Source organism: Rhizobium rhizogenes NBRC 13257 (assembly GCF_000696095.1).
GTDB classification, from domain to species: Bacteria; Pseudomonadota; Alphaproteobacteria; order Rhizobiales; family Rhizobiaceae; genus Rhizobium; species Rhizobium rhizogenes.
On record NZ_BAYX01000008.1, the window covers coordinates 361341 to 385311 of the forward strand.

At 60.6% G+C, this 23971-nt stretch carries 24 protein-coding genes and 1 tRNA gene; 13 read left to right on the top strand and 12 right to left on the bottom strand.

Annotated features, from left to right (window positions below; all coding sequences use genetic code 11):
- Nucleotides 1–139: 139 nt before the first annotated feature.
- From RRH01S_RS20450 to dapD, 3 genes are all read right to left on the bottom strand, one after another.
- Nucleotides 140–739: a hypothetical protein gene (locus tag RRH01S_RS20450; protein ID WP_007695433.1), complete on the bottom strand. Its 600-nt coding sequence runs from the start codon at nt 737–739 to the stop codon at nt 140–142.
- Complete coding sequence (dapE, locus tag RRH01S_RS20455; protein ID WP_007695440.1) at nt 726–1919, bottom strand: succinyl-diaminopimelate desuccinylase; 1194 nt, start codon at nt 1917–1919, stop codon at nt 726–728. Before dapE ends, RRH01S_RS20450 begins: the two co-directional genes overlap by 14 nt.
- Nucleotides 1920–2088: 169 nt before the next feature.
- Nucleotides 2089–2946, bottom strand: coding sequence for a 2,3,4,5-tetrahydropyridine-2,6-dicarboxylate N-succinyltransferase (gene dapD / locus RRH01S_RS20460; protein WP_007695441.1), 858 nt, complete (start codon nt 2944–2946; stop codon nt 2089–2091).
- A gap of 213 nt (nt 2947–3159) precedes the next feature.
- Here dapD and RRH01S_RS20465 point away from each other — a divergent pair, with 213 nt between their 5' ends.
- Entirely contained in the window at nt 3160–4032 is an 873-nt protein-coding gene (locus RRH01S_RS20465) for an LOG family protein (RefSeq protein ID WP_007695442.1), read from the top strand.
- 63 nt (nt 4033–4095) lie between these two features.
- On the opposite strand, the gene RRH01S_RS20470 is transcribed toward RRH01S_RS20465, so the two are convergent.
- Both RRH01S_RS20470 and RRH01S_RS20475 read right to left on the bottom strand, forming a co-directional pair.
- The gene (locus tag RRH01S_RS20470; protein ID WP_007695443.1) at nt 4096–4731 is read right to left on the bottom strand and encodes an EF-hand domain-containing protein; all 636 of its coding nucleotides are present in this window, start codon (nt 4729–4731) and stop codon (nt 4096–4098) included.
- Between the two features lie 113 nt (nt 4732–4844).
- Nucleotides 4845–5549 (bottom strand): pyrimidine 5'-nucleotidase, encoded by a 705-nt coding sequence (locus tag RRH01S_RS20475; protein ID WP_007695444.1) that lies wholly within the window; start codon nt 5547–5549, stop codon nt 4845–4847.
- Between the two features lie 221 nt (nt 5550–5770).
- Here RRH01S_RS20475 and RRH01S_RS20480 point away from each other — a divergent pair, with 221 nt between their 5' ends.
- Complete coding sequence (locus tag RRH01S_RS20480) at nt 5771–6541, top strand: isocitrate lyase/PEP mutase family protein (protein WP_007695445.1); 771 nt, start codon at nt 5771–5773, stop codon at nt 6539–6541.
- Here RRH01S_RS20480 and RRH01S_RS20485 read toward each other — a convergent pair whose 3' ends face one another.
- Complete coding sequence (locus tag RRH01S_RS20485; protein WP_037221051.1) at nt 6542–7438, bottom strand: LysR family transcriptional regulator; 897 nt, start codon at nt 7436–7438, stop codon at nt 6542–6544.
- 150 nt (nt 7439–7588) lie between these two features.
- Here RRH01S_RS20485 and RRH01S_RS20490 point away from each other — a divergent pair, with 150 nt between their 5' ends.
- A complete protein-coding gene (locus RRH01S_RS20490; protein WP_034520158.1) occupies nt 7589–8431 on the top strand; it encodes an oxidoreductase in 843 nt (280 codons plus the stop codon).
- 63 nt (nt 8432–8494) lie between these two features.
- Here the strand turns inward: RRH01S_RS20490 and argB are convergent, their stop codons facing one another.
- Nucleotides 8495–9382 (bottom strand): acetylglutamate kinase, encoded by an 888-nt coding sequence (gene argB / locus RRH01S_RS20495; RefSeq protein WP_007695451.1) that lies wholly within the window; start codon nt 9380–9382, stop codon nt 8495–8497.
- A gap of 181 nt (nt 9383–9563) precedes the next feature.
- Here argB and RRH01S_RS20500 point away from each other — a divergent pair, with 181 nt between their 5' ends.
- The 3 genes from RRH01S_RS20500 (at nt 9564) to RRH01S_RS20510 (ending at nt 11477) form a co-directional block, all read left to right on the top strand.
- Complete coding sequence (locus RRH01S_RS20500; RefSeq protein ID WP_012650878.1) at nt 9564–10103, top strand: sigma-70 family RNA polymerase sigma factor; 540 nt, start codon at nt 9564–9566, stop codon at nt 10101–10103.
- Nucleotides 10100–10810 carry an anti-sigma factor gene (locus RRH01S_RS20505; RefSeq protein ID WP_007695455.1) on the top strand — a complete coding sequence of 237 codons (711 nt, stop codon included), beginning with the start codon at nt 10100–10102 and terminating at the stop codon, nt 10808–10810. The genes RRH01S_RS20500 and RRH01S_RS20505 overlap by 4 nt, the downstream gene beginning before the upstream one ends.
- A 109-nt stretch (nt 10811–10919) precedes the next feature.
- The gene (locus tag RRH01S_RS20510; protein ID WP_007695457.1) at nt 10920–11477 is read left to right on the top strand and encodes a fasciclin domain-containing protein; all 558 of its coding nucleotides are present in this window, start codon (nt 10920–10922) and stop codon (nt 11475–11477) included.
- A gap of 73 nt (nt 11478–11550) precedes the next feature.
- Here RRH01S_RS20510 and yihA read toward each other — a convergent pair whose 3' ends face one another.
- Nucleotides 11551–12210: a ribosome biogenesis GTP-binding protein YihA/YsxC gene (gene yihA / locus RRH01S_RS20515; RefSeq protein WP_007695459.1), complete on the bottom strand. Its 660-nt coding sequence runs from the start codon at nt 12208–12210 to the stop codon at nt 11551–11553.
- 73 nt (nt 12211–12283) lie between these two features.
- Here yihA and RRH01S_RS20520 point away from each other — a divergent pair, with 73 nt between their 5' ends.
- A complete protein-coding gene (locus tag RRH01S_RS20520) occupies nt 12284–13213 on the top strand; it encodes an AraC family transcriptional regulator (protein ID WP_007695461.1) in 930 nt (309 codons plus the stop codon).
- Between the two features lie 44 nt (nt 13214–13257).
- On the top strand, nt 13258–14232 hold the full coding sequence (locus tag RRH01S_RS20525) for an alpha/beta hydrolase family protein (RefSeq protein ID WP_007695462.1): 975 nt from the start codon (nt 13258–13260) through the stop codon (nt 14230–14232).
- A gap of 108 nt (nt 14233–14340) precedes the next feature.
- Here the strand turns inward: RRH01S_RS20525 and yidC are convergent, their stop codons facing one another.
- Genes yidC through rpmH form a run of 3 tightly spaced genes read right to left on the bottom strand, consistent with a single transcriptional unit; the run spans nt 14341 to nt 16699 of the window.
- Nucleotides 14341–16143 (bottom strand): membrane protein insertase YidC, encoded by a 1803-nt coding sequence (gene yidC, locus RRH01S_RS20530; RefSeq protein WP_007695464.1) that lies wholly within the window; start codon nt 16141–16143, stop codon nt 14341–14343.
- Entirely contained in the window at nt 16143–16544 is a 402-nt protein-coding gene (rnpA, locus tag RRH01S_RS20535; RefSeq protein WP_034520160.1) for a ribonuclease P protein component, read from the bottom strand. The genes yidC and rnpA overlap by 1 nt, the downstream gene beginning before the upstream one ends.
- A gap of 20 nt (nt 16545–16564) precedes the next feature.
- Nucleotides 16565–16699 (bottom strand): 50S ribosomal protein L34, encoded by a 135-nt coding sequence (gene rpmH, locus RRH01S_RS33560; RefSeq protein WP_046794124.1) that lies wholly within the window; start codon nt 16697–16699, stop codon nt 16565–16567.
- Between the two features lie 426 nt (nt 16700–17125).
- Between rpmH and RRH01S_RS20540 the strand changes: the two genes are divergently transcribed.
- The 4 genes from RRH01S_RS20540 to RRH01S_RS20555 all read left to right on the top strand — a co-directional run bounded on the left by RRH01S_RS20540 (nt 17126) and on the right by RRH01S_RS20555 (nt 21726).
- A complete protein-coding gene (locus RRH01S_RS20540) occupies nt 17126–19117 on the top strand; it encodes a HAMP domain-containing methyl-accepting chemotaxis protein (RefSeq protein WP_007695468.1) in 1992 nt (663 codons plus the stop codon).
- A 169-nt stretch (nt 19118–19286) separates the two neighbouring features.
- Nucleotides 19287–20807 carry a sensor histidine kinase gene (locus RRH01S_RS20545; protein ID WP_034520162.1) on the top strand — a complete coding sequence of 507 codons (1521 nt, stop codon included), beginning with the start codon at nt 19287–19289 and terminating at the stop codon, nt 20805–20807.
- A 124-nt stretch (nt 20808–20931) separates the two neighbouring features.
- Nucleotides 20932–21008: transfer RNA gene (locus RRH01S_RS20550), tRNA-Arg, on the top strand.
- A 325-nt stretch (nt 21009–21333) separates the two neighbouring features.
- A complete protein-coding gene (locus RRH01S_RS20555) occupies nt 21334–21726 on the top strand; it encodes a lysozyme inhibitor LprI family protein (RefSeq protein ID WP_034520165.1) in 393 nt (130 codons plus the stop codon).
- 52 nt (nt 21727–21778) lie between these two features.
- Here RRH01S_RS20555 and RRH01S_RS20560 read toward each other — a convergent pair whose 3' ends face one another.
- Nucleotides 21779–23200 carry an MFS transporter gene (locus tag RRH01S_RS20560; RefSeq protein ID WP_034520168.1) on the bottom strand — a complete coding sequence of 474 codons (1422 nt, stop codon included), beginning with the start codon at nt 23198–23200 and terminating at the stop codon, nt 21779–21781.
- 112 nt (nt 23201–23312) lie between these two features.
- Between RRH01S_RS20560 and RRH01S_RS20565 the strand changes: the two genes are divergently transcribed.
- Entirely contained in the window at nt 23313–23738 is a 426-nt protein-coding gene (locus RRH01S_RS20565) for a winged helix-turn-helix transcriptional regulator (RefSeq protein WP_034520170.1), read from the top strand.
- Nucleotides 23739–23971 lie beyond the last annotated feature (233 nt).

The window sequence follows — 23971 nt, forward strand, 5'->3', positions numbered from 1 at the left end:
GGTTCACAACGCCGTAGCGCTTCGAAAGAGCGCTACGGCTTTTTATTTGTTGTATCGCTTGGCGGACCGCTTTTGTCGTCGTGGCGCATCTCTCCATTCCTATGGGAATAATGCGCGGTCCAATGTCGGGAGCAGACATCTAGCCCGGCGGATAGATGCCGAGGAAACGTTGCAGAAAATCAGTCAGCAGCATGGTCGGGATCAGCAGCACCAGCGTCAAGGTGCCGATGAAAAGCGGATGGGTACCGCAGATCATCCTCAGCATGCGGGCAAGCGAAAAGACGATCGCCATCATCAGCCCCAGCCACAGGATGGCCACTAGCCCGCTGGCGCCGGGGATGAAGGCCAGCAGCGCGATCAAGAGGGCGTTGAGATAGGACGTCGGCAGGCCGAGCCAGTTGACGACGACGACGACAGGCGCGAATTTGTCGCCGAAGCGGAAGATCATCAGCAGCACGCCGGCGAGCACCAGCGGCGTCAGCCAGCTGGCCGCCTCGACCAGCGCCAGACGCAGGAAAAAGGCCATGCCGGTCGAGGTTTCCGGCGGCATGGCGGTGAGATAGGCCTGCTGCCACCAGAGCCAGGAAATGCCGATCGACGGCAGGCTCCAGAGGATCGCCCAGAAGGAGCGCAGCATGCCACGGTCCGATATGTCGAGATATTGGAAGCCTCGCGCGTCCATGCGCAGCAGAAGCCACAGGCCCGCCAGATAATATTGGACTTCCTTAAAGCTCGGCATTCGCAAACCAGCGCTGGATGAAGGTCTCGTAGATCTCGGTCAGGGTTTCGAGATCCGCGACAGCCACCCTCTCATCGACCATGTGCATGGTCTGGCCAACAAGGCCGAACTCCACCACCGGGCAATAGTCCTTGATAAAGCGGGCATCCGAGGTGCCGCCGGTGGTCGAAAGCTTCGGCGTATGGCCCGTGACATTTTCGACTGCCGAGGAGAGCGAGGCGATCAGCGCATTGTTGCGCGTCAGGAAGACCTGGCTCGGACGGTCGGACCAGGTGATGTCATACTTAGTCGGCTCACGACCGGGACGGAGTGTCTGATCGGCCGCAGCAGCATCGAGGCGGGCGAGAATCTCCGCCCTTAGGGTCTCGACGGTCCAGGTGTCGTTGAAGCGGATATTGAAAGCGGCGGTCGCCTTGGCGGGGATGACGTTGGTGGCGGCATTGCCGACATCGATCGTCGTCACTTCGAGGTTCGACGGCTGGAAATTGTCGGTGCCGGCGTCGAAAGGCGGGTCGAGCAGCGCCTCGGTCAATTTGACGATGCTGCGCACCGGATTGTCGGCGAGATGCGGATAGGCCGCGTGGCCCTGCACGCCATGAACAGTGATGAAGCCGGAGATCGAACCGCGACGGCCGATCTTGATCATGTCGCCGAGCTGATCGGGATTGGTCGGCTCGCCGACGAGCGAGGCGTCCCATTGCTCGCCGCGCTCGGCGGCCCATTGCAGCAGCTTGACCGTGCCGTTTATCGCAGGGCCTTCCTCGTCGCCGGTGATGAGGAAGGAGATGGAGCCGGCCGGCGGCCCATGCTTTTCGATGTGGCGTGCGACGGCGGCGGCAAAGCAGGCGATGCCGCCCTTCATGTCGACCGCGCCACGGCCGAAGAGTTCGCCACCGGCGATGTCGGCGGCAAAGGGCGGATGGCTCCAGGAAGCGGCGTCGCCGACGGGAACGACGTCCGTATGGCCGGCGAACATCAGATGCGGCCCCTCGGTGCCGAGACGGGCATAGAGGTTCTCGATATCGGGCGTGCCCGCCTCGCTGGCCGTCATGCGCTCGACCTTGAAGCCAAGCGGCAGCAGCATGTCGGCGAGCGCGGTGAGCGCGCCGCCTTCGGCCGGCGTCACGGAGGCGCAGCGGATCAGGGTTTGCAGATTGGCGACGGGATCGGTGGCGGTCATCGGAGGCTACTTATCCGGGGAGAGATGGCAAGGCGATGGCGAGGCTATGGCAACTGGTGGGCCATTATTGTCTGAAAATTTCCGCCGCGGTTCCAGCCGATCATGCAAGGGCCGTCACCCGACCGGCGGGCGGGAGCGCTTCCCCAAGAGGCGCGCTCCCGAAGTCATATCAATCGCGCAGCAGCTCGTTGATGCCGGTCTTGGAGCGGGTCTTTTCATCGACGCGCTTGACGATGACGGCGCAATAGAGGCTCGGAGCCGGCTGGCCGTTTGCCATGGTATTGCCGTTCGGCAGCGCGCCGGCAACGACGACGGAGTAGGGCGGCACTTCGCCATAGGTGATCTCGCCGGTGGCGCGATCGACGATCTTGGTCGACTTGCCGATGAAGACGCCCATGCCGAGCACCGAGCCTTCACGGATGATGCAGCCTTCGACCACTTCCGAACGGGCGCCGATGAAGCAATTGTCCTCGATGATCGTCGGGCCGGCCTGCATCGGCTCCAGTACGCCGCCGATGCCGACGCCGCCGGAAAGATGCACATGCTTGCCGATCTGCGCGCAGGAGCCGACGGTCGCCCAGGTGTCGACCATGGTGCCTTCGCCGACATAGGCGCCGAGATTGACGAAGGACGGCATCAGGATGGCGTTCGGGGCGATATAGGCAGAGCGGCGGACGACGGCGTTCGGCACAGCGCGGAAGCCTGCCTCGCGGAAGCGGTTCTCGCCCCAGCCCTCGAACTTCGACGGCACCTTGTCCCACCAGGTCGAGCCGCCGGGGCCGCCGTCGACGATCTGCATGTCGTTCAGGCGGAAGGAGAGCAGCACGGCTTTCTTGAGCCACTGGTTGACGGTCCAGTTGCCGTCGGAACCACGCTCGGCCACGCGCACCTTGCCACTGTCGAGCAGGTTCAGCGCGGTTTCCACGGCGTCGCGAACTTCGCCGCGTGTCGAGACGTTCACATTGTCGCGATTTTCAAAGGCCGCCTCGATGGCGTTTTCGAGAGAGGCGAGGTCGGTGGCGCTCATGAGAATTCCTTAAACTTCAATGGCTATCGTTGCGATCGGAAGAGTGTCCGCAGATACGGTCGATTGGTCCTACAGCATGGGCCTGAAAAATGGAATGATTTTTCGGTGCGGATTGAGCTTGGATTCAAGGCGTTAGAGGGGCATATGCGATACTCGGCCGCTCGCGCTGCGGTGTATGGCGGCCCTTGAAGGATCGATCGAAAGGCATTGGAAATGAGCAAGGCGAAGAATGGCAGGCTGAGGCGCAAGGATGGGGTATGGGATCCCTTGAAGACGAGCTCGGCCGACAAGCAGCGGGCTGAATCCGTTCCGAAGACGCCACAGTCGATGTCGCCCTCCTATCGTCTCGCCTATGCCGACGAGGATTTTCTCTGCCGCGAGGAGCTGCGACCGATCCGCCTGCAGCTCGAACTCCTGAAGACCGAGATGTATCTCACCGAGCGCGGCATAAAGTCGACGGTGGTGATGTTCGGCGGTGCTCGCATTCCGGCCCCCGGCACCAGCGCCTGGGCGGCGCGCAACGAGGTGCAGCGGGCCAATCTTGAAGCAGCCTCTGTCTACTACGAGGAAGCGCGCAAATTCGCGCGGCTGTGCTCGCGCTATTCCGCCGGCTTCGATTTCCATGAATATGTCGTGGTCACCGGCGGTGGCCCCGGCGTCATGGAGGCGGGCAATCGCGGTGCTTCGGAGGAGGGTGCCCCCTCCATCGGCCTCAACATCGTGCTGCCGCACGAGCAGGCGCCGAATGTCTATGTGACGCCGGAGCTCAGCTTCAATTTCCACTACTTCGCGATCCGCAAGATGCATTTCATGGTGCGTGCCAAGGCGATCGCTGTGTTTCCGGGTGGGTTCGGCACGCTGGACGAGCTGTTCGAATGCCTGACGCTGATCCAGACCGGCCGCATGGAGCGCCTGCCGCTCATCCTGTTCGGCGAAAAATTTTGGCGCGACATCATCAACTTCGACGCGCTCGCCGAATTCGGCACCATTGCTCCCGACGACGTCAAGCTGATCAGCTTTGTCGATACGGCCGAGGACGCCTGGAAGATCGTCTCGGATTTTTACGAGCACGACAACGGACACTGACAAGAAAAACCCGCCTTTCGGCGGGTTTTTCAGTTCAATGGTCAATCATACCTGATTGGTCATTTAGAGCAGCGGGCGGTCCGGCATGTCGTCCAGCGAGATCACGCCGTCATGGTTACGGTCCATGCGGTCGAAGAACTTGTTGGCGGCGTCTTCGGCTTCCTGCTTGCTGATCTGGCCGTTTTCATCCTTGTCGATGCGGTGGAACAGCATCATGCCACGCATCAATCCGGCTTCGTGCATGAAGCGGCCGCGATGTCCGTGATGACGCGGGCCGTTGTCACCCTTGTTGTCGTCGTTTTGAGCCTGGTCGCCCTTGGTCTGATCGTTCTGGGCCTGGTTGTTGGCCTGATCGTCATTGCCCTTGGCGTGTGCGGCCTTCCATTCCTTGATGCGCTCCTGACGATAGGCGCGCACTTCACCGGGGGTGATTTGGCCATCGTGGTTGGTGTCGATCTGATCGAAGATCTTGTCGACGCCGGCCTTGACTTCATCCTTGGTGACCTTCGTGTCGCCAGGCTGGCCGAACTGCTTCAGCATGCGAACATAGACGATTTCCGGCGAAAAGCGCGGACCGTCTCGACCATCCCGGCCATCTCTGCCGTCGTGGCCGCGTTGTGCGGCAAAGCTGCCCTGCGCGGCAGCGCCGACCAGGAGTGCTGCGGAAAGGCCCGCCAGAAGAAGTTTTTTCCCGTTCATCGTTTTTCCTTTCGTGTCGAGGACTGGTCAAACGATACGGCTGGCGGTCAGAAACGACCAATTAAACATCTGTAAGGCGGATGAAACTTTCGTAACCCGATCCTAATGAATCCTTAAACCAAAGTTTTGAGGAAGGCCGTGAGGTCGTCGGTCACATAGTCGATATGCTCGTCCTCACCGGTGGTCTTTTCCCACCATTCGACGACGGTGCCCTCGAGGTTCTGCGGCACGAGCAGGACCGTCTTCATGCCGAGTGCCTTCGGTACGGTGAGATTGCGCGGAAGATCCTCGAACATGACGGCACGCTTCGTATCCACCCGGTTGAGGCTCATGAACTTGTCATAGGTGCTGCCGGCCGGTTTCGGCACGTAATCGGCGGCGACGATGTCGAAGATATCGTCGAAGTGATCGAGGATGCCCAGCGCACCGGCGGTCGCCTGCGCATGGCTGACGCTGCCATTGGTGAAAATGAACTTGCGTCCCGGCAGCGCCTTGATGGCGGCGGCCAGTTCCGGCTGCGGCATCAGCGCCGAATAGTCGATCGCATGCGCCTTCTCCAGGAAGTCGTTGGGGTCGATGCGATGATGGATCATCAGCCCCTGCAATGTCGTTCCGTGCTCGAGATAATACTGCTTTTGCAGCTTGCGCGCCTCGTCCCGCTCCATCTGCAGGAGCGTTGAGACATAGGCCGTCATGTTCTTGTCGATCTGCGCGAACAGATCGACATGATGCGGATAGAGCGTATTGTCGAGGTCGAACACCCAGTCACGGATATCGGAGAAATCGGCGGGACTGGGCTGTGTCTTTGTCTGGGTCATGGGTGGCCTTATGGCATGCGGCATCGCTCGAGGAAAAGCAAAATATGATTCCGGCATAGAGGGGCAAGATTGCGGACATTGCCGGGCATTCCAATGCAGGCTATGGTTTTGCAGGTTGATTTTCGGGGCTTTGCGCTAGGTGTCAGGTGGAAGAGGAGCCCCTGTTTCCTGGGTGCAAGGGGCAGGATGTGCCCGATCGGGCTTTTGCGCAGGGGGATGAGATGAGTCAGGTGGAAAAGGCAGAAGGGTTTGCTCGGTTGCATCGCAAGGGCGATCCACTGGTCCTCTTCAACATATGGGATGCCGGTTCGGCCAAGGCAGTGACCGAAGCGGGCGCCAAGGCGCTGGCAACGGGAAGCTGGTCGGTCGCGGCGGCCAATGGTTTTGGTGATGGCGAGGCCGTGCCGCTGTCGCTGCTGGCAGTCATCACCCGCCTAATTTCGGTGACGAGCCCCCTACCGGTCTCCGTCGATTTCGAGGGCGGCTATGCCTTGGAGCCCGATGCTGTCGCCACCAATGTCGAAAAGATCATGGATCACGGCGCCATCGGCATCAATTTCGAGGATCAGGTGATCGGCGGCCGTGGCGTTCATCCAATCGAGACGCAGGTGCCCCGCATCCGGGCCATCCGCGAGATGGCCACCCGGCGGGAAATGCCGTTCTTCATCAATGCCCGCACCGATCTGTTTCTACAGGAAAGCGATACCGCGCATCACCAGCTGCTGCTCGACGAGGCCTATCGCCGCGCCGATGCCTTTGCCGAAGCCGGCGCTAGCGGCTTCTTCGCGCCGGGCCTTGTCGATGCGGAGCTGATTGAAGCGCTCTGCGATCGTTCGCCCCTGCCGGTCAACATCATGGTGCGTCCGGCGACCCCTGACAATATCACCATGGCCGGCCTCGGCGTCAGCCGCATCAGCTACGGCCCAGCGCCCTACCGCTCGGTGATGGGAATGCTGAAAAGCGAAGCCCAGGCGCTTTATCAGCAGGACTGATCATCCGAGTTCAGCTTTAGTCGCCAACACGCGCGCAATGAAATTCCGCACGACGGCTGAGCATTCATCGCGGCGTGTTGCGAGCGCCAGCCGCGCCACCGGTCCATCGCCAGAGATGGGAATATAGCTGACGCCCGGAACCTGGATCTCGGCTACGGCCAATGGCACCACCGAAACGCCGAGTTCCACGGCGATCAGATTGGCGATCGACGTGATCTGCGGCGCAATCTGCCCCAGGATCGGTTCGAAGCCTGCCCGTCGGCAGGCGGCAATGATCTCGTCGAACAGGCTTGGGCCGGCGGCACGCGGAAAGAGCACAAACGGCTCGTCGGATAGAGTCGACAGCGGCAGGGTGTCCGCCTCTGCCAGGGGATGGCTGGAGGGCAGGGCGATCACCATGCTTTCCTCGCCAAGTACATGCGATCGGAAACCCGGTGGACCGGTCCGACCCGGCCGGATGAAGACGGCATCCAGTTCCTCGGCGTCAAGCCGCTCCAGCAGCCGTGTCGTATGGGCCTCCTCCAATGTCAGGTCGATTTCTGGATAGGTGCGGCGAAAGCTGCGCACGGAGGACGGCACGATAGGGCTGAAAGCCGCCGAACCGGTAAAGCCCACCCGCAATCGTCCGAGCTCGCCGCGCGCCGCCCGCAGCGCCAAGGCCTTCGCCTGCCCGGCCCTGGTGAGGATTGCGCGTGCTTCGGGCAGAAAAACCTGTCCCGCCTCCGTCAGCTCGGCGCCATGCGGCAAGCGGCGAAACAGCGGTGCGCCGATTTCCTCCTCCAGATCGCGGATCTGATTGCTGAGGGGCGGTTGGCCTATGCCGATGCGTCGGGCCGCGCGCGTGAAATTAAGTTCCTCGGCGACGGCGAGAAAATATCTGATGTGGCGTAGTTCCATCCTGCTCTCTTCCAGCGGCGTAAGGCGATATCTTTAGGATATGGATAAAGCCACCGCAATATATTGGACTGTCAGTCACGCCGCGTCCACATAGGCAGCACGCGACCGCTCGGCCAAGCGTCGAGCGCGCTGACAGCAAGGAGCGTTCCCATGAATTCGATAGAGAGCAAACTTTTCCTGATCACCGGCGTCAGTTCCGGCTTCGGCCGCGCCTTTGCCGAGGCGGCGCTCGCCGCTGGCCACCGCGTTGCCGGCACAGTCCGCAACGCCTCCGGTCAAGAGCAGTTCGAGGCCCTTGCACCGGGCCGCGCCAAAGCCATCCTTCTGAATGTCACCGATTTTACCGCGATAGAGCCCGCGATTGCGCGCATCGAAGCTGAACTCGGTCCGATCGACGTGTTGATCAACAATGCCGGCTATGGTCATGAGGGCACGTTGGAGGAATCGCCACTCGACGAGATGCGGCGCCAGTTCGACGTCAACGTCTTCGGTGCTGTGGCGATGATCAAGGCGGTCCTGCCCTTCATGCGCCGCCGTCGCGCCGGTCACATCATCAACATCACCTCGATGGGCGGTTTCATCACCATGCCCGGAATCGCGTACTATTGCGGCAGCAAGTTTGCGCTGGAGGGCATCAGCGAGGTTCTGGCGAAAGAAATGAAGGATTTCGGCATCAAGGTGACGGCTGTCGCACCCGGCTCGTTCCGTACCGATTGGGCCGGCCGTTCCATGGTCCGCTCCGGCCGCAGCATCGCCGACTATGACGCGCTATTCGATCCGATCCGAAAGGCGCGCGAGGAGAAAAACGGCAATCAGGCGGGCGACCCGCAAAAGGCAGCCGCAGCCATTTTGGCGCTGGTGGCGTCCGACAATCCGCCCGTTCATCTGCTGCTCGGCACGGACGCGCTGAACCTGGTGCGCGGGAAAATCGCCGCTCTCAGCGAGGAAATCACCGCCTGGGAAAACCTAACGCGCTCGACCGATTTCGGTTGAACGCGTCGCCGGCGATAACGGGAAAAACGCACCCTTTCTGCGTGGGGAAAGGTGCGTTTCTTATCAGGGAACGATCAGCGTGCCGGCACCGTGTTCAGTGAAGATTTCGAGCAGCACGGAATGGGCGGTCTTGCCGTTGAGGATGACGACGCCCTGGACGCCGGCCTTGATGGCGTCGATGCAGGTCTCGACCTTCGGGATCATGCCGCCGGAAATCGTGCCGTCGGCGATCAGCGCATGCGCCTGGGCGACAGAGAGTTCCTTGATCAGCTGGCCCTGCTTGTCGAGCACGCCCGGAACGTCGGTGAGGAAGAGCAGGCGGGTGGCGCTGAGCGCACCGGCGATGGCGCCGGCAAAGGTGTCGGCGTTGATGTTGTAGGTGGCGCCGTCGCGGCCGGGGGCGACCGGAGCGATGACCGGGATCATTTCTGACTTGGCCAGCAGGTCGAGCAGGGTGCGGTCGACTTCGACCACTTCGCCAACGAAGCCGAGATCGAGCACGCGTTCGATATTGGAATCCGGATCCTTGATGGTCTTGTGCGCCTTTTCGGCGAAGACCATGTTGCCGTCCTTGCCGCAAAGGCCGATCGCCCATTCGCCGGTCTGGTTGATCAGCGCGACGATTTCCTTGTTGATCGAGCCGGCGAGCACCATTTCGACGATCTCGACCGTCTTTTGGTCGGTAACGCGCAGTCCGCCTTCGAATTTCGATTCGATGCCCATCTTGGTCAGCATGGCGCCGATCTGCGGGCCGCCGCCGTGGACGACGATCGGGTTGACGCCCGACTGCTTCAGGAGCGCGATATCGGCCGCAAAAGCCTTGCCGAGCTCGGCATTGCCCATGGCGTGGCCACCGTATTTCACCACGATGGTCTTGTTTTCATAACGCTGCATGTAGGGCAGGGCCTTGGCAAGCAGGCTGGCCTGGAGTTCGCTTTGGGCTTCGGACATGGGGCACCCCGTGAAATCATTCGCGGCCTTTTATCTCAAGTTTTTGACAGAGGGAATAATGATGACAAGATTAGTTTCTATTACGTCACATCGCCTCTGCCATATTTCATTTTTCAAGCGAGCTTGCCGCCCCGCATCTTTCCCTTAAAGATGTGGAGAGGGAGCCATGATCGGGGGGCGGATGGCGAATGAGGAGATAGAGACACTGATCGGCCGAGTTGCGATGCGCGACCAGAAAGCCTTTGCTGCGCTTTACAGGCGGACCAGTCCGAAACTCTATGCCGTCTGTTTGCGTATCCTTCGCAGCAAGACTGATGCAGAGGAGGTTTTGCAGGAGGTCTACGTGAAAATCTGGCAGCGGGCCGAGCGTTTCCGTGCGTCGGAAGGGCCGGCGATGCCGTGGTTGACGACGATCGCACGCAATCAGTCGATCGATGCCATCCGCGCCCGAAAACCCGTAGCCGACGAAATAGACTCAGCCTATGATCTTGCCGACACCGAACCCGGTCCGGAGGAGCAGGCAATCGTGAAGGGAGAGGGAAGGCGCATTGACAGGTGCATGGAAGAGTTGGAAGCTGGTCGGGCTCAAGCTGTTCGTAGCGCCTATGTCGAGGGCCTGAGCTACCAGGAACTTGCCGAGCAATATTCGGTGCCTTTGAATACCATGCGTACCTGGCTGCGCCGAAGCCTGATCAGACTGAGAGAGTGCTTGGACCGATGAGTTCGTCCGATCAAAGCAAGGGAGGCCGCTCCCGTGATGAAGTCCTGGCCGGAGAATATGTGCTCGGCGTGCTGTCATTGGAGGATCGGCAGAAGGTAGAGCGGCGCATGCGCAGCGACCGTCAGTTCGCAGCGATCGTCAGCCGCTGGGAGCAGAATCTTTCAGGGTTCAACGATGATTACGAGATGGTTGCACCGCCGGCCTCGGTATTTCCAAAGGTCGAGAAACGTGTCTTCGGAGAAACTGCGTTCGGCGCCCATGTCTGGGGCTCGCTGCTGCTCTGGCGCTCGGTCGCTTTCGGCTCGCTGTTTCTCGCGATCGGCGTCCTGATGTTTACCGTCACCAACAACACCTCGCAGCCATCGCCGGGCAAGCAGCTCAGCGCGTCTCTTGCCGGACAAAACAGCCCCATCAATTTGCTTGCGAATTATGACGCCACCAATGGGCTGTTGAGGGTAACGCCGGTTGCCGCCGGCCAGCCGCAGGAAAAATCGCTGGAGCTCTGGTTGATTCGCGGCAGCGATCCGGCCGAGGCGCTCGGCATCCTGCCGCAGACCGGCGAGGGTGAGATCGTTTTGCCGTCGGAGCTTCATAGCAAGCTCACCGAAGGCGCGATCATCGCCGTCAGCGTCGAGCCCTTCGGCGGCTCGCCGACCGGCAAGCCCACGGGCAACGTCATTGCCTCCGGCACGATCCGCCTGCCCTGAGAGCATCTTTCTTCCGAAAAAGAAACTGCGGCTGAAACTCTTCCACCTGTGCCTCCGTACCTTGCTCTGACCCCGCAAGATCGGGGCAAAAGAGGAAGAGGATAGACCTATGATCAAGACCGTGATTCGCATCGCCGCAGTTGCCGCAACGCTCTCGGCCGCGACCGGCCTCGCCTATGCCAAAGACCCGATGGTCGGCGGCGCGCCGATGTTTGCCAGCAAGAACATCATTCAGAATGCAGTGAACTCAAAGGACCACACGACGCTGGTTGCCGCCGTCAAGGCTGCCGGCCTTGTCGATACGCTGGAGGGCAAGGGTCCGTTCACCGTTTTCGCGCCGACCAACGCCGCCTTCAAGAAACTGCCACCCGGCACGGTGGAGACGCTGCTGAGGCCGGAGAACAAGGCAACGCTGACGAAGATCCTGACCTGCCATGTCGTGGCCGGTGACGACATGGCGGCCACCATCGCGAAGATGGCGACGGGCAATGGCGGCGAATATGACCTGAAGACGGTCGGCGGCTGCGTGATCAAGGCCACGGAAAAAGGCGGCAAGCTGACGCTGGTCGACGAGGCCGGCGGCACCGCTCATATCACCATCGCCGACGTCAAGCAGTCGAACGGCGTGATCCATGTGGTCGACAAGGTGTTGTTGCCGAAAATGTAAAGAACGTCGGCAGCAGGGCCGCCGTTCCCCGGGGCGTCGGGGGCGGCGGCTTCATTTTGTTCCTGTCAGGTGTTCAGAAGGGAATGCCGACCGTCAGGCGGATCGCCTGGCGCACTTCCTCCAGGCCATCGCCCTTTTCCGAGGAGGTGGAGAGAATGCCCGGATAGGCGGCGGGACGCTTGCGGATTTTTTCGGCGGTATCGGCCAGCAGCTTCGGCAGGCCCGCTTCCTTAATCTTGTCGGTCTTGGTCAGCACGATCTGATAGGAAACCGCCGCCTTGTCGAGCAATGCCAGGACTTCTTCGTCATTCTTCTTGATGCCGTGGCGGCTGTCGATCAGCACGTAGACGCGCTTCAGCGTCGTGCGTCCGCGCAGATAGTCGAAGACCAGCTTCGTCCAGGCATCCACCTGTTCCTTCGGCGCTTCGGCATAGCCGTAACCGGGCATGTCGACCAGGGCCATCGGCGGCAGGTCGCCGCCTTCGCCGGAAAAGCCGTCGGGAACGAAGTAGTTGAGTTCCTGCGTGCGGCCCGGTGTGTTTGAGGTGCGCGCCAGACCCTTGTGGCCGACCAGCGCATTGATCAGCGACGACTTGCCGACATTCGAGCGTCCGGCGAAGGCCACTTCCAGAGGCCCTTCCGGCGGCAGGAATTTCATCGCCGGCACGCCGCGGATGAAGATCCACGGGCGGCCGAAAAGCGGCTTGTCGTCTTTTGTCGTCTGTTCTGCCATGCTGCTTCAGTCTTCCGGTTCAATTGCTGACTGGCTTCGGGGTTTTACCGCCGAAAGTCAAGTTTTGATCGGTGTGCCCGTCGACGATCTTCTGGCGATGCATTTTGACTGGCACTCGCAAAATCCGCAATTCCTGCGCCGCGCATATGCGAGAGCCATGCTACTCTTTGGCCTCATGAAGACCAGCACAGAAGAAAATTATCGCCGGCGCATCGCCCGCGTCATCGAAGCGATCATGGTTGAGCCATCGGCGCCGCATTCGATCGAAAGCCTGGCTGCCATCGCTCATTTCTCGCCATTCCATTTCCATCGGCTCTATCGCGCGCTGACCGGCGAAAGCATTGCCGCCACGATACGCCGGGTGCGGCTTGCCCAGGCGGCGCATCGATTGGCCGGCCGCACCGTCTCGGTTACGGAAACGGCATTGGATGCAGGCTACGACAGCTCGCAAAGCTTCGCGCGCGCCTTTCGCAATCTGACCGGGCTTAGTCCGACCGATTTCCAGATGCAGCAACAGTCGATCACGACGAGCCTTCCTCCGGTGACGATCGCCGACCGGCAGCCGGTGACTGTATTCGGTGTGCGTCACGATGGGCCGCTCACAACGATTCCACATAGCTATCGGCGTTTGCGACAATGGTCGTCGGAGCGTGGGATAGCATGGAACGACGTTGCTCGTATCGGTGTCTGCTATGGCGATCCGGATCAAGGTGACGGCTTCCGATATTTTGCCGGGCTGATCCTGTCGAACGATGCGGTGGCGATGGACGGGCTTGAACGATGCGACGTGCCGGGCGGCCGCTATGCCCGGCACCGGCTGATCGGCCCCTATGCGCTCATTTCTCCGACGTTTCAGACGCTCTTCGGCGGATGGCTACCGCAAAGCGGCCTCGAGCCTGACGATCGCCCGGCGCTCGAGATTTATCTCAATCACCCAAGGCACGTAGCCGACAGCGAACTCGCCACCGATCTGCTGATTCCGCTTCGCGACGCAGCCGAGTGATGCATTGCGCCAACCCCATTCGATTTTCATTTTGGGAAAAGAAAATGCATTTCACAAAGTTTCTATGCTTCATTGTCGTCTGCCTGACCGCAACGTGGGCTCACGCAGCGGGCCTGAAATCGTTTGAAGTCCCGGCGGACGCAAGCGGTCCTGCTCTCCGTGTCTTAATCTGGTCGCCCTGCGCGGTTGCGCCGGCGGACATCACGCTTGGACCGATCGTCGTTTCTGGTGTCCGGAATTGCCCGATCGTGGGCGACAATCTGCCGTTGGTCGTCATCTCGCATGGTCATGCCGGCAGCTCTCTCGGCCATCACGATACGGCGGAAACCCTGGCGGATGCCGGTTTCGTCGTCGTTGCCTTGAACCATCCGCGCGACAATTTTTCCGACATGAGCCAATCGGGCGATATATCCGTCTTCGTCGAGCGACCGACAGATATCAAACGTCTCATCGATTTCATGCTGAACGCCTCTCCGGAAGCAGCAAAGATCGATCCGAGCCGCATCGGCTTCTTCGGCTTTTCGCGCGGCGGCTATACCGGCCTGGTTCTTGCCGGAGCGATCCCGGATTTTCACGATCCGCATGTCTCATGCCCGGAACCGGCGCCGATTTGCGGACAGATCCGCCGCAACGAGCTTCCGACGCAGCCGCTGACCCAAGATGCGCGCATCAAGGCTTTGGTCATTGCCGATCCGTTCAGTTTCTTTTCGACCAAGGACAGCCTGAAGAATGTCAAGGCACCCGTTCAGCTCTGGGGCTCGCAATATGGCGGCGACGGCGTGCTGCCGGAAAACGTCATAGCTCTTACGGGCGACTTGCCGGCAAAGCCCGAATTTCACGTCGTCTCCAACGCAGCGCACTTCGCCTTTCTCGCACCTTGCTCGCCGGCGCTTACCCAGTCGCTGCCGGAGATTTGCAAGGACGCCAACGGCTTTGACAGAGTAGCCTTTCACAAGTCATTCGATGCGGACGTTCTGTCATTCTTCCGGCGGCATCTGATCGAAGCGGGCAAGCCCTGACCGGTCGGCCCGGCTTTCAAGACCACCGGGATCACGGGGAAAACGGATAGCCTCGCGCACGCGATATCCCCAAAAAGAAAAGCCCCGCTCTCGCGGGGCCTTTTTTCGTCATTTCGATGGTGCCGGTTTTCGTTTGAAGAGGCCCTTCATATTGTCGAAGAGCTCCACCTTCACGCCATGGCGCTTCATGATGATCGACTGCTGGATCACCGAGAGCGTGTTGTTCCACGCCCAGTAGATCACCAGACCGGCCGGGAAGCTGGCCAGCATGAACATGAATACCAGCGGCATCCAGTTGAAGATCATCGCCTGGGTCGGATCCGGCGGTGTCGGGTTCATCCGCATCTGCAGGAACATGGTGATGCCCATGATCAGCGGCCAGACGCCGAGATGCAGGATCGTCGGAGCCGTGAACGGCAGCAGGCCGAAGAGATTAACGATCGAGGTCGGATCGGGAGCTGAAAGGTCCTGGATCCAGCCGAAGAACGGCGCATGGCGCATCTCGATGGTGATGTAGATCACCTTGTAGAGCGAGAAGAAGATCGGGATCTGCAGGAGCACCGGCCAGCAGCCGGCGATCGGGTTGATCTTCTCTTCCTTGTAGAGCTGCATCGTCGCCTGTTGCAGCCCCATGCGATCGTCGCCAAACTTGGCCTTCAGCTCTTCCATCTTCGGCTGCATGCGCTTCATGTTCGCCATCGAGGCGTACTGCTTGCTGGCGAGCGGGAAGAACAGACCCTTGACGACGATGGTCGTGCACAGGATGGCGACGCCGAAATTGCCGAAGTAGCGGAAGAAGAAATCCATCAGCTTGAACATTGGCTTGGTGATGAAATAGAACCAGCCCCAGTCGATCAGGCGGTCGAATTTCGGGATCGAATAGCTCGTCTCGTAGCGGTCGATGACCGGCACTTCCTTGGCGCCGGCGAAGACGAGGCTCTTCAGCTCCTGCGACTGGCCGGGGGCGACGGTGACGGCATCCTGCTTGTAGTCGGCCTGATAGCGCGGCTGGCCATCGGCGAAATGCGAGAAATGCGCGTCGTAGGCACCCGACTGCGGCGGCACGATCGTGGCAGCCCAGTACTTGTCGGTGATGCCGAGCCAGCCACCGGTCGCCTTGGCGGGATTGACGGCTTCCTTTTCGGCGGCGGTATATTTGGTCTCGATCAGGCCGTCGTCGCCGATGACGCCGATGAAGCCTTCATGCAGGACGTAAGCCGACGGTGTGGTCGGCTTGTTGTAGCGCGTCACGCGGCCATAGCTCGACAACGACACCGGCGCCTGACCGCTATTGGCGATCTTGTCGGTGATCGTGAACATGTAGCGTTCGTCGACCGAGACGGTGCGGGTAAAGGTGATACCCTTGTCGTTGGTATAGGAGAGCGTCACCGGCGTGCTGTCGGTGAGCTTGCTGCCGCTCGCAAGCGTCCAAACGGTCGAGGGGCCGGGAACGGCGCCGGTCGCATCGCTGCCGACATAGCCGAGCTCGGTGAAGTAGCCGTCCTTGGTGTCAGCCGGGCTGAACAGCGTGATGATCGGGCTGCTCTTGTCGACCGTCTCATGATAGGCCTTGAGCTGCAGATCGTCGAAGCGGGCACCTTCCAGATTGATGGAGCCGGACAGCGCGGGCGTGTCGATGGCGACGCGCGAGGCGGCCGACTTGGCAACCGATTGATCGTGGGTCAGCGTCGTCGGTGCGCTCTGGCCGCTCGACGGCGCTGCGCCGTCTACGGTGGCGCCGGCGGCTGGGTTCTGCGTCGTCTGAGCCTGCTGCGTCTGCTGCTGCAGCTTCGCGGCCTGTTCGGCCTTGCGCTGCGCTTCGAGACGCGGGTTCATGTAGAAAAACTGCCAAGCGAGAACAATCAGCACAGACAGGGCAATTGCTATGAAGTAATTGCGTTTATTTTCCATCATACTTTCCTGGAACGGTCCGTTTCCGGCCGCCGATGTTTCGGCCTGGTTTCGATGCGCTGAACGAGTTCGTTCGCGAGTTTCTCGAAGGATGCGGTCAGCACTTCGCGCCGCGCGACAACCACATAGTCGTGTCCGGGCTGCATTGCAAACCCGGCATGAAGCCGCACGGCTTCCTTCAGCCTGCGCCGCATGCGGTTGCGTTCCACCGCGTTGCCATGTTTTTTGGTAACGGTAAAACCGACGCGGGGTTCGGCATCGGTGAGCTTGCGGTCCAGCGCTTCGATGAGGAAGAGACTTCCCTTGCGCTTTTCGCCCTGGCGGACAGCAAGAAACTGCGGCCGGCTTTTCAGCCGCCCGACAGTCTTTTTGGATCGTTCATTCGTCAATTCGCCCGCCATCTTCTCGGGCATTCCGGCCCTTAGGCCGAAAGACGCTTGCGACCGCGGGCACGGCGGGCGGAAAGAACCTTGCGGCCGCCAGCAGTTGCCATGCGTGCACGGAAACCGTGGCGACGCTTGCGAACAAGCTTGGATGGTTGGTAAGTACGCTTCATTTATTTGAATACCGCGGAGTGCGGCCCTTCTTGAGCTTTGCTTTAAAAGCAAGGAGCGTTGTTGATTATGACGAACGGACTTGGCCCGCAAATGCAGGCTCCATGACCGGACGTGCGCGGGCTTATACGGATCATGGCCCCGGAAGTCAATTATACCTCCGCAGATTCCTATAGGCCAGGTGTCCTGGGTCGAGCGCGGCTTTGTCTTGCCGGCGTAACGGCGCTGAGATTCCGGATAGTTGGTAGTTTCGTATTTTATAATATTAAAAGTGTTATTTTTAAATATACACTAAGTATCGGAAAGTGTTTCGGAATTTATATTAAAAATAGCGCAATATAACATTAATGATTTTAGTGGATATTTAGGGGTATTGCGGGAAGCCCAAGTTTTCGAGGGGATGGCTTCCGCTTCCAGGAGGCATGTCGTTGAAGATTCGTGGCAAGATTAATCTGCTTGTATGTGTGATGGCCGGAGCCGCGCTTTTGATCGGCGTAACCGCTCTTTATGCCGTGCACCGATATGAACGGCAGATGCGGGCCTATGAACAGGCAGCGAGCCGCGCCTATCAGGGCGAGCATCTGAACCGTGTCGTGACCGCCGTGGTTATGGAAGCGCGCGGTATCTATGCCTCCGCCGCCGCCAAGGATGCCAAGGGTTTCGCCGATGGGTTGATGAAGGATCTCGACGAAATCGACAGCACATTTGCCATCTGGCTGCCGATGGTTCCCGAAGCACAGAAGGCGGAATTCGCCAAATTGCAGGATCGGGCCCAGGAATTCCGCACATTCCGGTCAGAGACCGTAAGGCTCGCCCTGTCGGACGGCCCGGATGCCGCCAGCAAGCAGGGCAACAATGATGCCAACCGTGCCAACCGCAAGGCCTTCCAGGCCGAGATCGATGCCGTCGTCAAGGCTGATAAGGCCGAGCTCGCGACGATCGGCGCTGAAATCGACGCTTTCCACCAAACGGTCCTTTGGGCTGTGCTCGGTATCACGGTGTTGGGCATCGCCGCGGGCGCCGGCCTCGGCACTTATATCGGCACCGTGCATTTGAGCCGCCCGATCCGCAAGGTGACGGAAACCATCAAGCAGGTGGCGGACGGCAATTTCGACGTGGAGGTTCCCTTCGCAGGACGCGCGGATGAAATCGGCGAGATGGCCGCCGCCGTCGATATATTCAAGCAGAACGGCAAGACAGTGCAGCGCATGAATGCCGAGGAAACGACGATGCGCGCCCGGAACGATGAGCTGCAGTCCGACATGTCGATCGTCGTTGCGGCGGCAGCGGCCGGCGATTTCAGCCGCCGCATCGACAAGGACTACGAGGACGTCAACCTCAATCGTTTCGCCGGCAACATCAACGAACTCCTGGTGAGCGTGGATACGGGCACCAGCGAGGTTCGCCGCGTCATTGCGAGCCTTGCGGACGGCGATCTGACCCAGACCATGCAGGGCGAATTCCAGGGCGCCTTCGCCGAGCTGCAGCAGAACGTCAACGCCACGCTCATGACACTGAAGAGCACCATGCGCGAGGTGCGCGAGACGACCGGCTCGATCAACGCCAATACCAGCGAACTGGGTCACGCCAGCGACGACCTGTCGCGGCGCACCGAGCAGCAGGCCGCCGCGCTGGAAGAGACTTCGGCGGCGCTCGACGAGATTACCGCTGTGGTGCAAAGCTCGACCGAGCGGGCACGGGAGGCGAGCGTCATGGTGACGGATGCCAAGGAAGATGCCGCTCGCTCGGGCACGGTCGTGCGCAATGCCGTCGATGCCATGGGGCGTATCGAGCAGGCATCCGGCGAGATCAGCCAGATCATCGGCGTCATCGACGAGATCGCCTTCCAGACCAATCTTTTGGCGCTGAATGCCGGCGTCGAGGCCGCCCGTGCCGGCGATGCCGGCAAGGGTTTCGCCGTCGTCGCCCAGGAAGTCCGCGAGCTGGCGCAACGCTCGGCCACGGCTGCCAAGGATATCAAGGCGCTGATCAGCAAATCCGGCAGCGAGGTGCAAGTGGGCGTCAAGCTCGTGCAGGCAACCGGCGAGGCGCTGGCGACCATCGAGGCGCGCGTCTTGAAGATCAATGATCACATTCATTCCATCGCGACGGCTGCCCGCGAACAGGCGACAGGCCTGACCGAAGTCAACAAGGCCGTCAACCAGATGGATGAGGTGACACAGCGCAACGCCGCCATGGTTGAGGAAACCTCGGCCGCCACCCACCGTCTTTCGGAGGAGGCGGACGGCCTCGTTCGCCTTGTCGCCCGCTTCAAGGTCGACACGGATACGGTAGCGGCATCCGCACCGGTCTCGGCGCGCGCGGAGACCCATCGCGCCGTGGCATCGCCGGCACACCGCATGATCGGCAAGATCGCCAGCGCCTTTGGCGGTGGCGCAGCGGCGACACAGGAATTCTGATCCATCAGTACAGGAGCTGGAAGGGTACGCGAATGCGCCTTTTCCGCTCCTGCGACGGCCAATCTTGCCGTCTGTCACGGAAGCGATTGGAAAACGCGCCGCAATCCCCTATTATCCGCTTTCGATATGTCGTCATCAGATCGCTTTGCAGCAAAGCGGGACAGCTGAAATGGATAGTGAGCAGGACAGGAACCTCGGCACGGCCAACAAGGCTGAGGCGCGTGGTCATGCCCGTTTCTGCCGGCCCACCGGCATTTTCGGCGGCCTCTCCGGCAAACTCCTGATCCTCACCATTTTTTTCATCCTGCTTGCCGAAGTGCTGATTTTCGTGCCGTCGGTCGCCAACATGCGGCTGCGCTGGCTGGAAGACCGGCTGAACACGGCCGCCGCGGCTGCGACCGTCATCGACGGTCTTCAGCCGGTGGAACTCCCGCGCGCGCTTCAGAAGGAAACGCTGATGGCGACGGGAACGCGCGCCATCGTGCTGCGCAAGGACGGAACCTCGCGGCTGCTGGCGACCGCCGAGATGCCGGCCTCGGTCGACGAGCAGTACGATCTGAGCAATGTTGCGCTGCCGACAGCGATGCGTGACGCGCTGGACACGCTGCTGTTCGGTGGCAACCGGATCATCCGTGTCTTCGGCCCGGTCGGCGGCGATGCCGGCACCGGCATCGAGGTGGTGCTGAAGGACACGCGCTTGCGCAATGCCATGCTCGCCTATTCCGGCAGCGTCTTCCTGATGTCGATCCTGATTTCGCTGTTCACGGCGACCCTGATCTTTTTTGCCATCAACCGCATGATGATCGGCCCGATTCGTCGGCTGACCGACAGCATGCAGGCCTATTCCGACGATCCGGAAGATCCGAGCCGCGTGCTGGTGCCGGATGAAGGACGCGACGAGCTTGCCGTGGCCGGCCGCCATCTCGCCTCCATGCAGTCGCAACTGCAAAAGACGCTGAAGCAGCAGAAGAACCTCGCTGCTCTCGGCCTTGCCGTGTCGAAGATCAACCACGACATGCGCAACATCCTGTCGGCGGCGCAACTGATGTCGGACCGTCTGGTCGATGTCGACGACCCCATGGTCAAGCGTTTCGCGCCGAAACTCCTGCGCACCATCGACCGCGCCGTCGGTTATACGACCGAGGTCCTATCCTACGGCCAGACCTCCGAATCAGCGCCGCGCCGCCGCCGGGTGCATCTGCACGAGTTGATCGACGAGGTGCGCGATATCCTGGCGATCGATCCCGATGGCGGCATCGAGTTCGTCGAGCAGGTGAGCCAGGATCTGGTCGTCGATGCCGACAGCGAGCAACTGTTCCGCGTCATCCACAATCTCTGCCGCAACGCCCATCAGGCGCTGGTCGCCTTCGGCGATGCCGAGCCAGACAGCATTCGCCGCATCACGGTTTCAGGGCATCGTATCGGCAGTGTCGTCGGCATCACCGTCGACGACACCGGCCCGGGCATGCCGCAGAAGGCACGGGAAAACCTGTTTACCGCCTTCCGTGGCTCCGCGCGCTCCGGCGGCACCGGCCTTGGTCTGGCGATTGCCCGCGAGCTGGTGCTGGCCCATGGCGGCACCATTGCCCTGGTGGAAAAACCCGCCGCCGGCACGCAGTTCCGCATCGAAATACCGGATCGCCCTGTATCGCTTGACGATTACCGCAGCCGCAGCGCTCACGAAAGCTGAGGTTTTTCAGCTTCTTCGCCTCCGCTTCTGTGAAAATCGCGATCTTTTTCACAAACCCACTTGCATTCCCCGGAAGGACGCTTTAGAGAACCGCCACGCCAACGGATTACACCGTCTCGGCCACGCACCCGTAGCTCAGCTGGATAGAGCACCAGACTACGAATCTGGGGGTCAGGAGTTCGAATCTCTTCGGGTGCGCCATTTCTTCCACTTCCAAAGCATCAATATCGAAAATTGCTGCCCGTTGCGGCCGGAACTACAACCCCGTGTGGGCTGGCAAATAGCCAACAGGCGAAAAAGCGTCGTAGCGGCGGTGATCGGCGATGAAAAGTTCGAATCGCTTGTGGCGGAATGACGCATCTTGACCCAAGGCAAAGCTCGCATATTTGCCGTTAGGCGACGGCTATGCGCCGCGTGTCGGCACTAGGGTCAGCTTTGCTGCTTCTTGAAAGCAGACATCATCCAGCGTGCCGAAACAGACATATCCAAATCTGCATTCTGGTTTTGAGATCAAGGAACTGCTTCCATGCTCCGATATGTTTTCCTTGTCGGAATTATAGCCATGATGACGACTCATCCCGCGATGGCGCAGAGTGAGGACGAAATGAAAGCGTGCGTCGATCGGTCTGAGGGGGTCACCTCGGAAATGCTGAAATGTGGGCAAGTCGAGATTGACAAGTTCGATGCCAGATTGAATGCGGCCTACAATATCCTGACGGATCGCAAACATGGTGCTGAACGCTTGCGGTTACAGGGTGAGCAGCGCGCTTGGCTAAAACATCATTTGCAGGAAGCGCACCGTCTTGCCGCCGATCCCAATGACGGATCGGCGGCCCTTCTCGTGTCTCAGGGGTTTGAGCTGGACGATTTGACCGCGCGCACGCTCGAACTTGAAAAGCGTGTCGGGCAAAATCGGTAGTCCTTCAACCGGGATTGTCGTTCCTGACATCGATGCAATCGGGCGATATCGCTCATCCGTGAGCAGCCTTTCGCCATGGGCCTAATCCCGTCGCGGTCACGGCGAGACCGATGACGGTTGCGACCACGGGCACGAGCAGTGCCAATCGCAGGGCTTCGAGGCGAGAGTCGGCGTCGGTTTCCGCGCCGAGCGCCAAAACACCGACGGCGCTTGCCGCCGACAGTCCGAGTGCCGCGCCGAATTGAAAGGCCGTGTTCACGAGGCCGCTGGCCAGACCCTGCTCGCTTTCGTCGATCCCGTCCGTCGCCAGAATGGTCAGCGGGCCATAGGCGAGCGAGAATGCCAGGCCAAGCAGGATCATCGAAGGGAGCATTGCCGCATAGGTCCAGTCGAGGCTCACTTGCAGGAACCAGGCATAGGATAATGCCGCCAGCAGCACCCCACCGAAAATGACCTTGATATTGCCGAAGCGATTGACCAGCCACGGGGTCACGGTCGGAGCGAGGATAGCGTCGGCGCCGATCGCCAACAGTGCAAGGCTTGTCTGCAGCGATGTCCAGCCCATCAGCTCCTGCAGGTAGAGCGACACCAGAAACTGGAAGCCGAAGAACGAGCCGGCGAAGAACAAGGCACTGAGATTGGCGCGGACGAGCGAAGGCGAGCGCAGGATGCCGAGCCGCACCAGCGGCATTGCGACCTTCCGTTGGATGGCGATAAAGGCAATCCAGAGGATTGCGCTCGCGGCAAAGGCGGCAAGGGTCCACTCCAGGCCATGCTTGGGGTTTTCAAGCCGTGTCACGCCATAGGCAGCGGTCAGCATGGCGCCGGCGAGGATGACGGCCCCCAACATATCGAAGCGCTGGCTATGGTCTCTTTGATGGTCGTCGGCGACCAGGCGCGGCGTCAGGATGAAGATGAGGCTGGCAAGAATGACCGGCGCGAAAAACACCCACCGCCAGTCGATGGCGGAAAGCAGGCCACCGGCGACTAACCCCAGCGAAAAGCCTCCGGCAGCCGTGCCGGCGTAAATGAGGACTGCCTTGTTGCGCTGCGGCCCTTCCGGGAAGTTTGTCATGATCAGCGCCAGGCCGGCCGGCGTCATGAAGGCCGAGGCGATGCCGGTGACGAAGCGCGGCGTCAGCAACATCCAGCCTTCGGTGGCAAAGCCCCCGAGACCGGAGAAGGCGATGAACACGGCGAGCGCAGAGAGAAATACCCGCCGCTTGCCGAAATTGTCGGCCGCGCGGCCGCCGAGCAGCATGAAGCCGGCATAGCCGAGCACATAGGAGCTGACGACGGCACTGAGCGTCGTGGTCGAGAGGCCCAACTCGGCGCGGATTGCCGGCAAGGCCACATTCAGCATAGCGACATCGATGCCTTCGAGGAAAATCGCTCCGCACAGGACGAGCAGGGCGCCTCTCGCCCCGGCGCTCATCGGCGCTTGCGAAGTCGAGGTGTGAGATAGGGTCGACATGGGTGTATGCCCTCACGTTTGATGGTTCGGTATGGAAATGGCAGGTCAATTACTAGGATGCCTGTCAGTTACTTCTTGTAACCATGATTGAGGTAAGGCATATTCCGAACCCATGGAAGAAGGCACTTCAAACTCACCGAGTGATTGCAGCAGCACCGACGAGGGCTACGACATTCTCCAATGGGATCAGCGCGAGGGCTGTGAAGTCCGGCAGATCCTCGACAGGATCGCCGACAAGTGGTCGCTGCTGGTCATTGCCCTGCTTGAAAAGCGCACGCTGCGGTTCACGGAATTGAAGCGGAGCATCGATGGCGTCAGCCAGCGGATGCTGACCAATACGCTGCGCCATCTGGAGCGTGATGGCATTGTCGAACGCACCGTGTTCCCGGTGGTGCCGCCACGCGTCGAATACAGGCTGACATCTCTCGGCTGCACCTTGCACGAAACGATCCAGTCGCTGGTCAACTGGACGGAAAACAATCAGCGGGAAATCATTGAGGCTCGCATCCGCTATGACGCGCGGGAACGGGATCGCTGACCGGATTTCCGCGCGCCGCGGTGGGCTTCAAGTCCCACATGCCTGGCCCGGATGCCTTCCTGTCGTGTGATTGGACGACACGGCTGCGACCGTTTGAGTTTTCAAGCGGTAAACTCATGCCCCGCTGACCGAAATACAAGGCATTCCATAGTGATGTGACGCTAGCCGACTGGGGCCGACGTTATCTGTATAGAATTGCTTGGCCATAGCAAGTTTACTCGTTTCAATGCTCA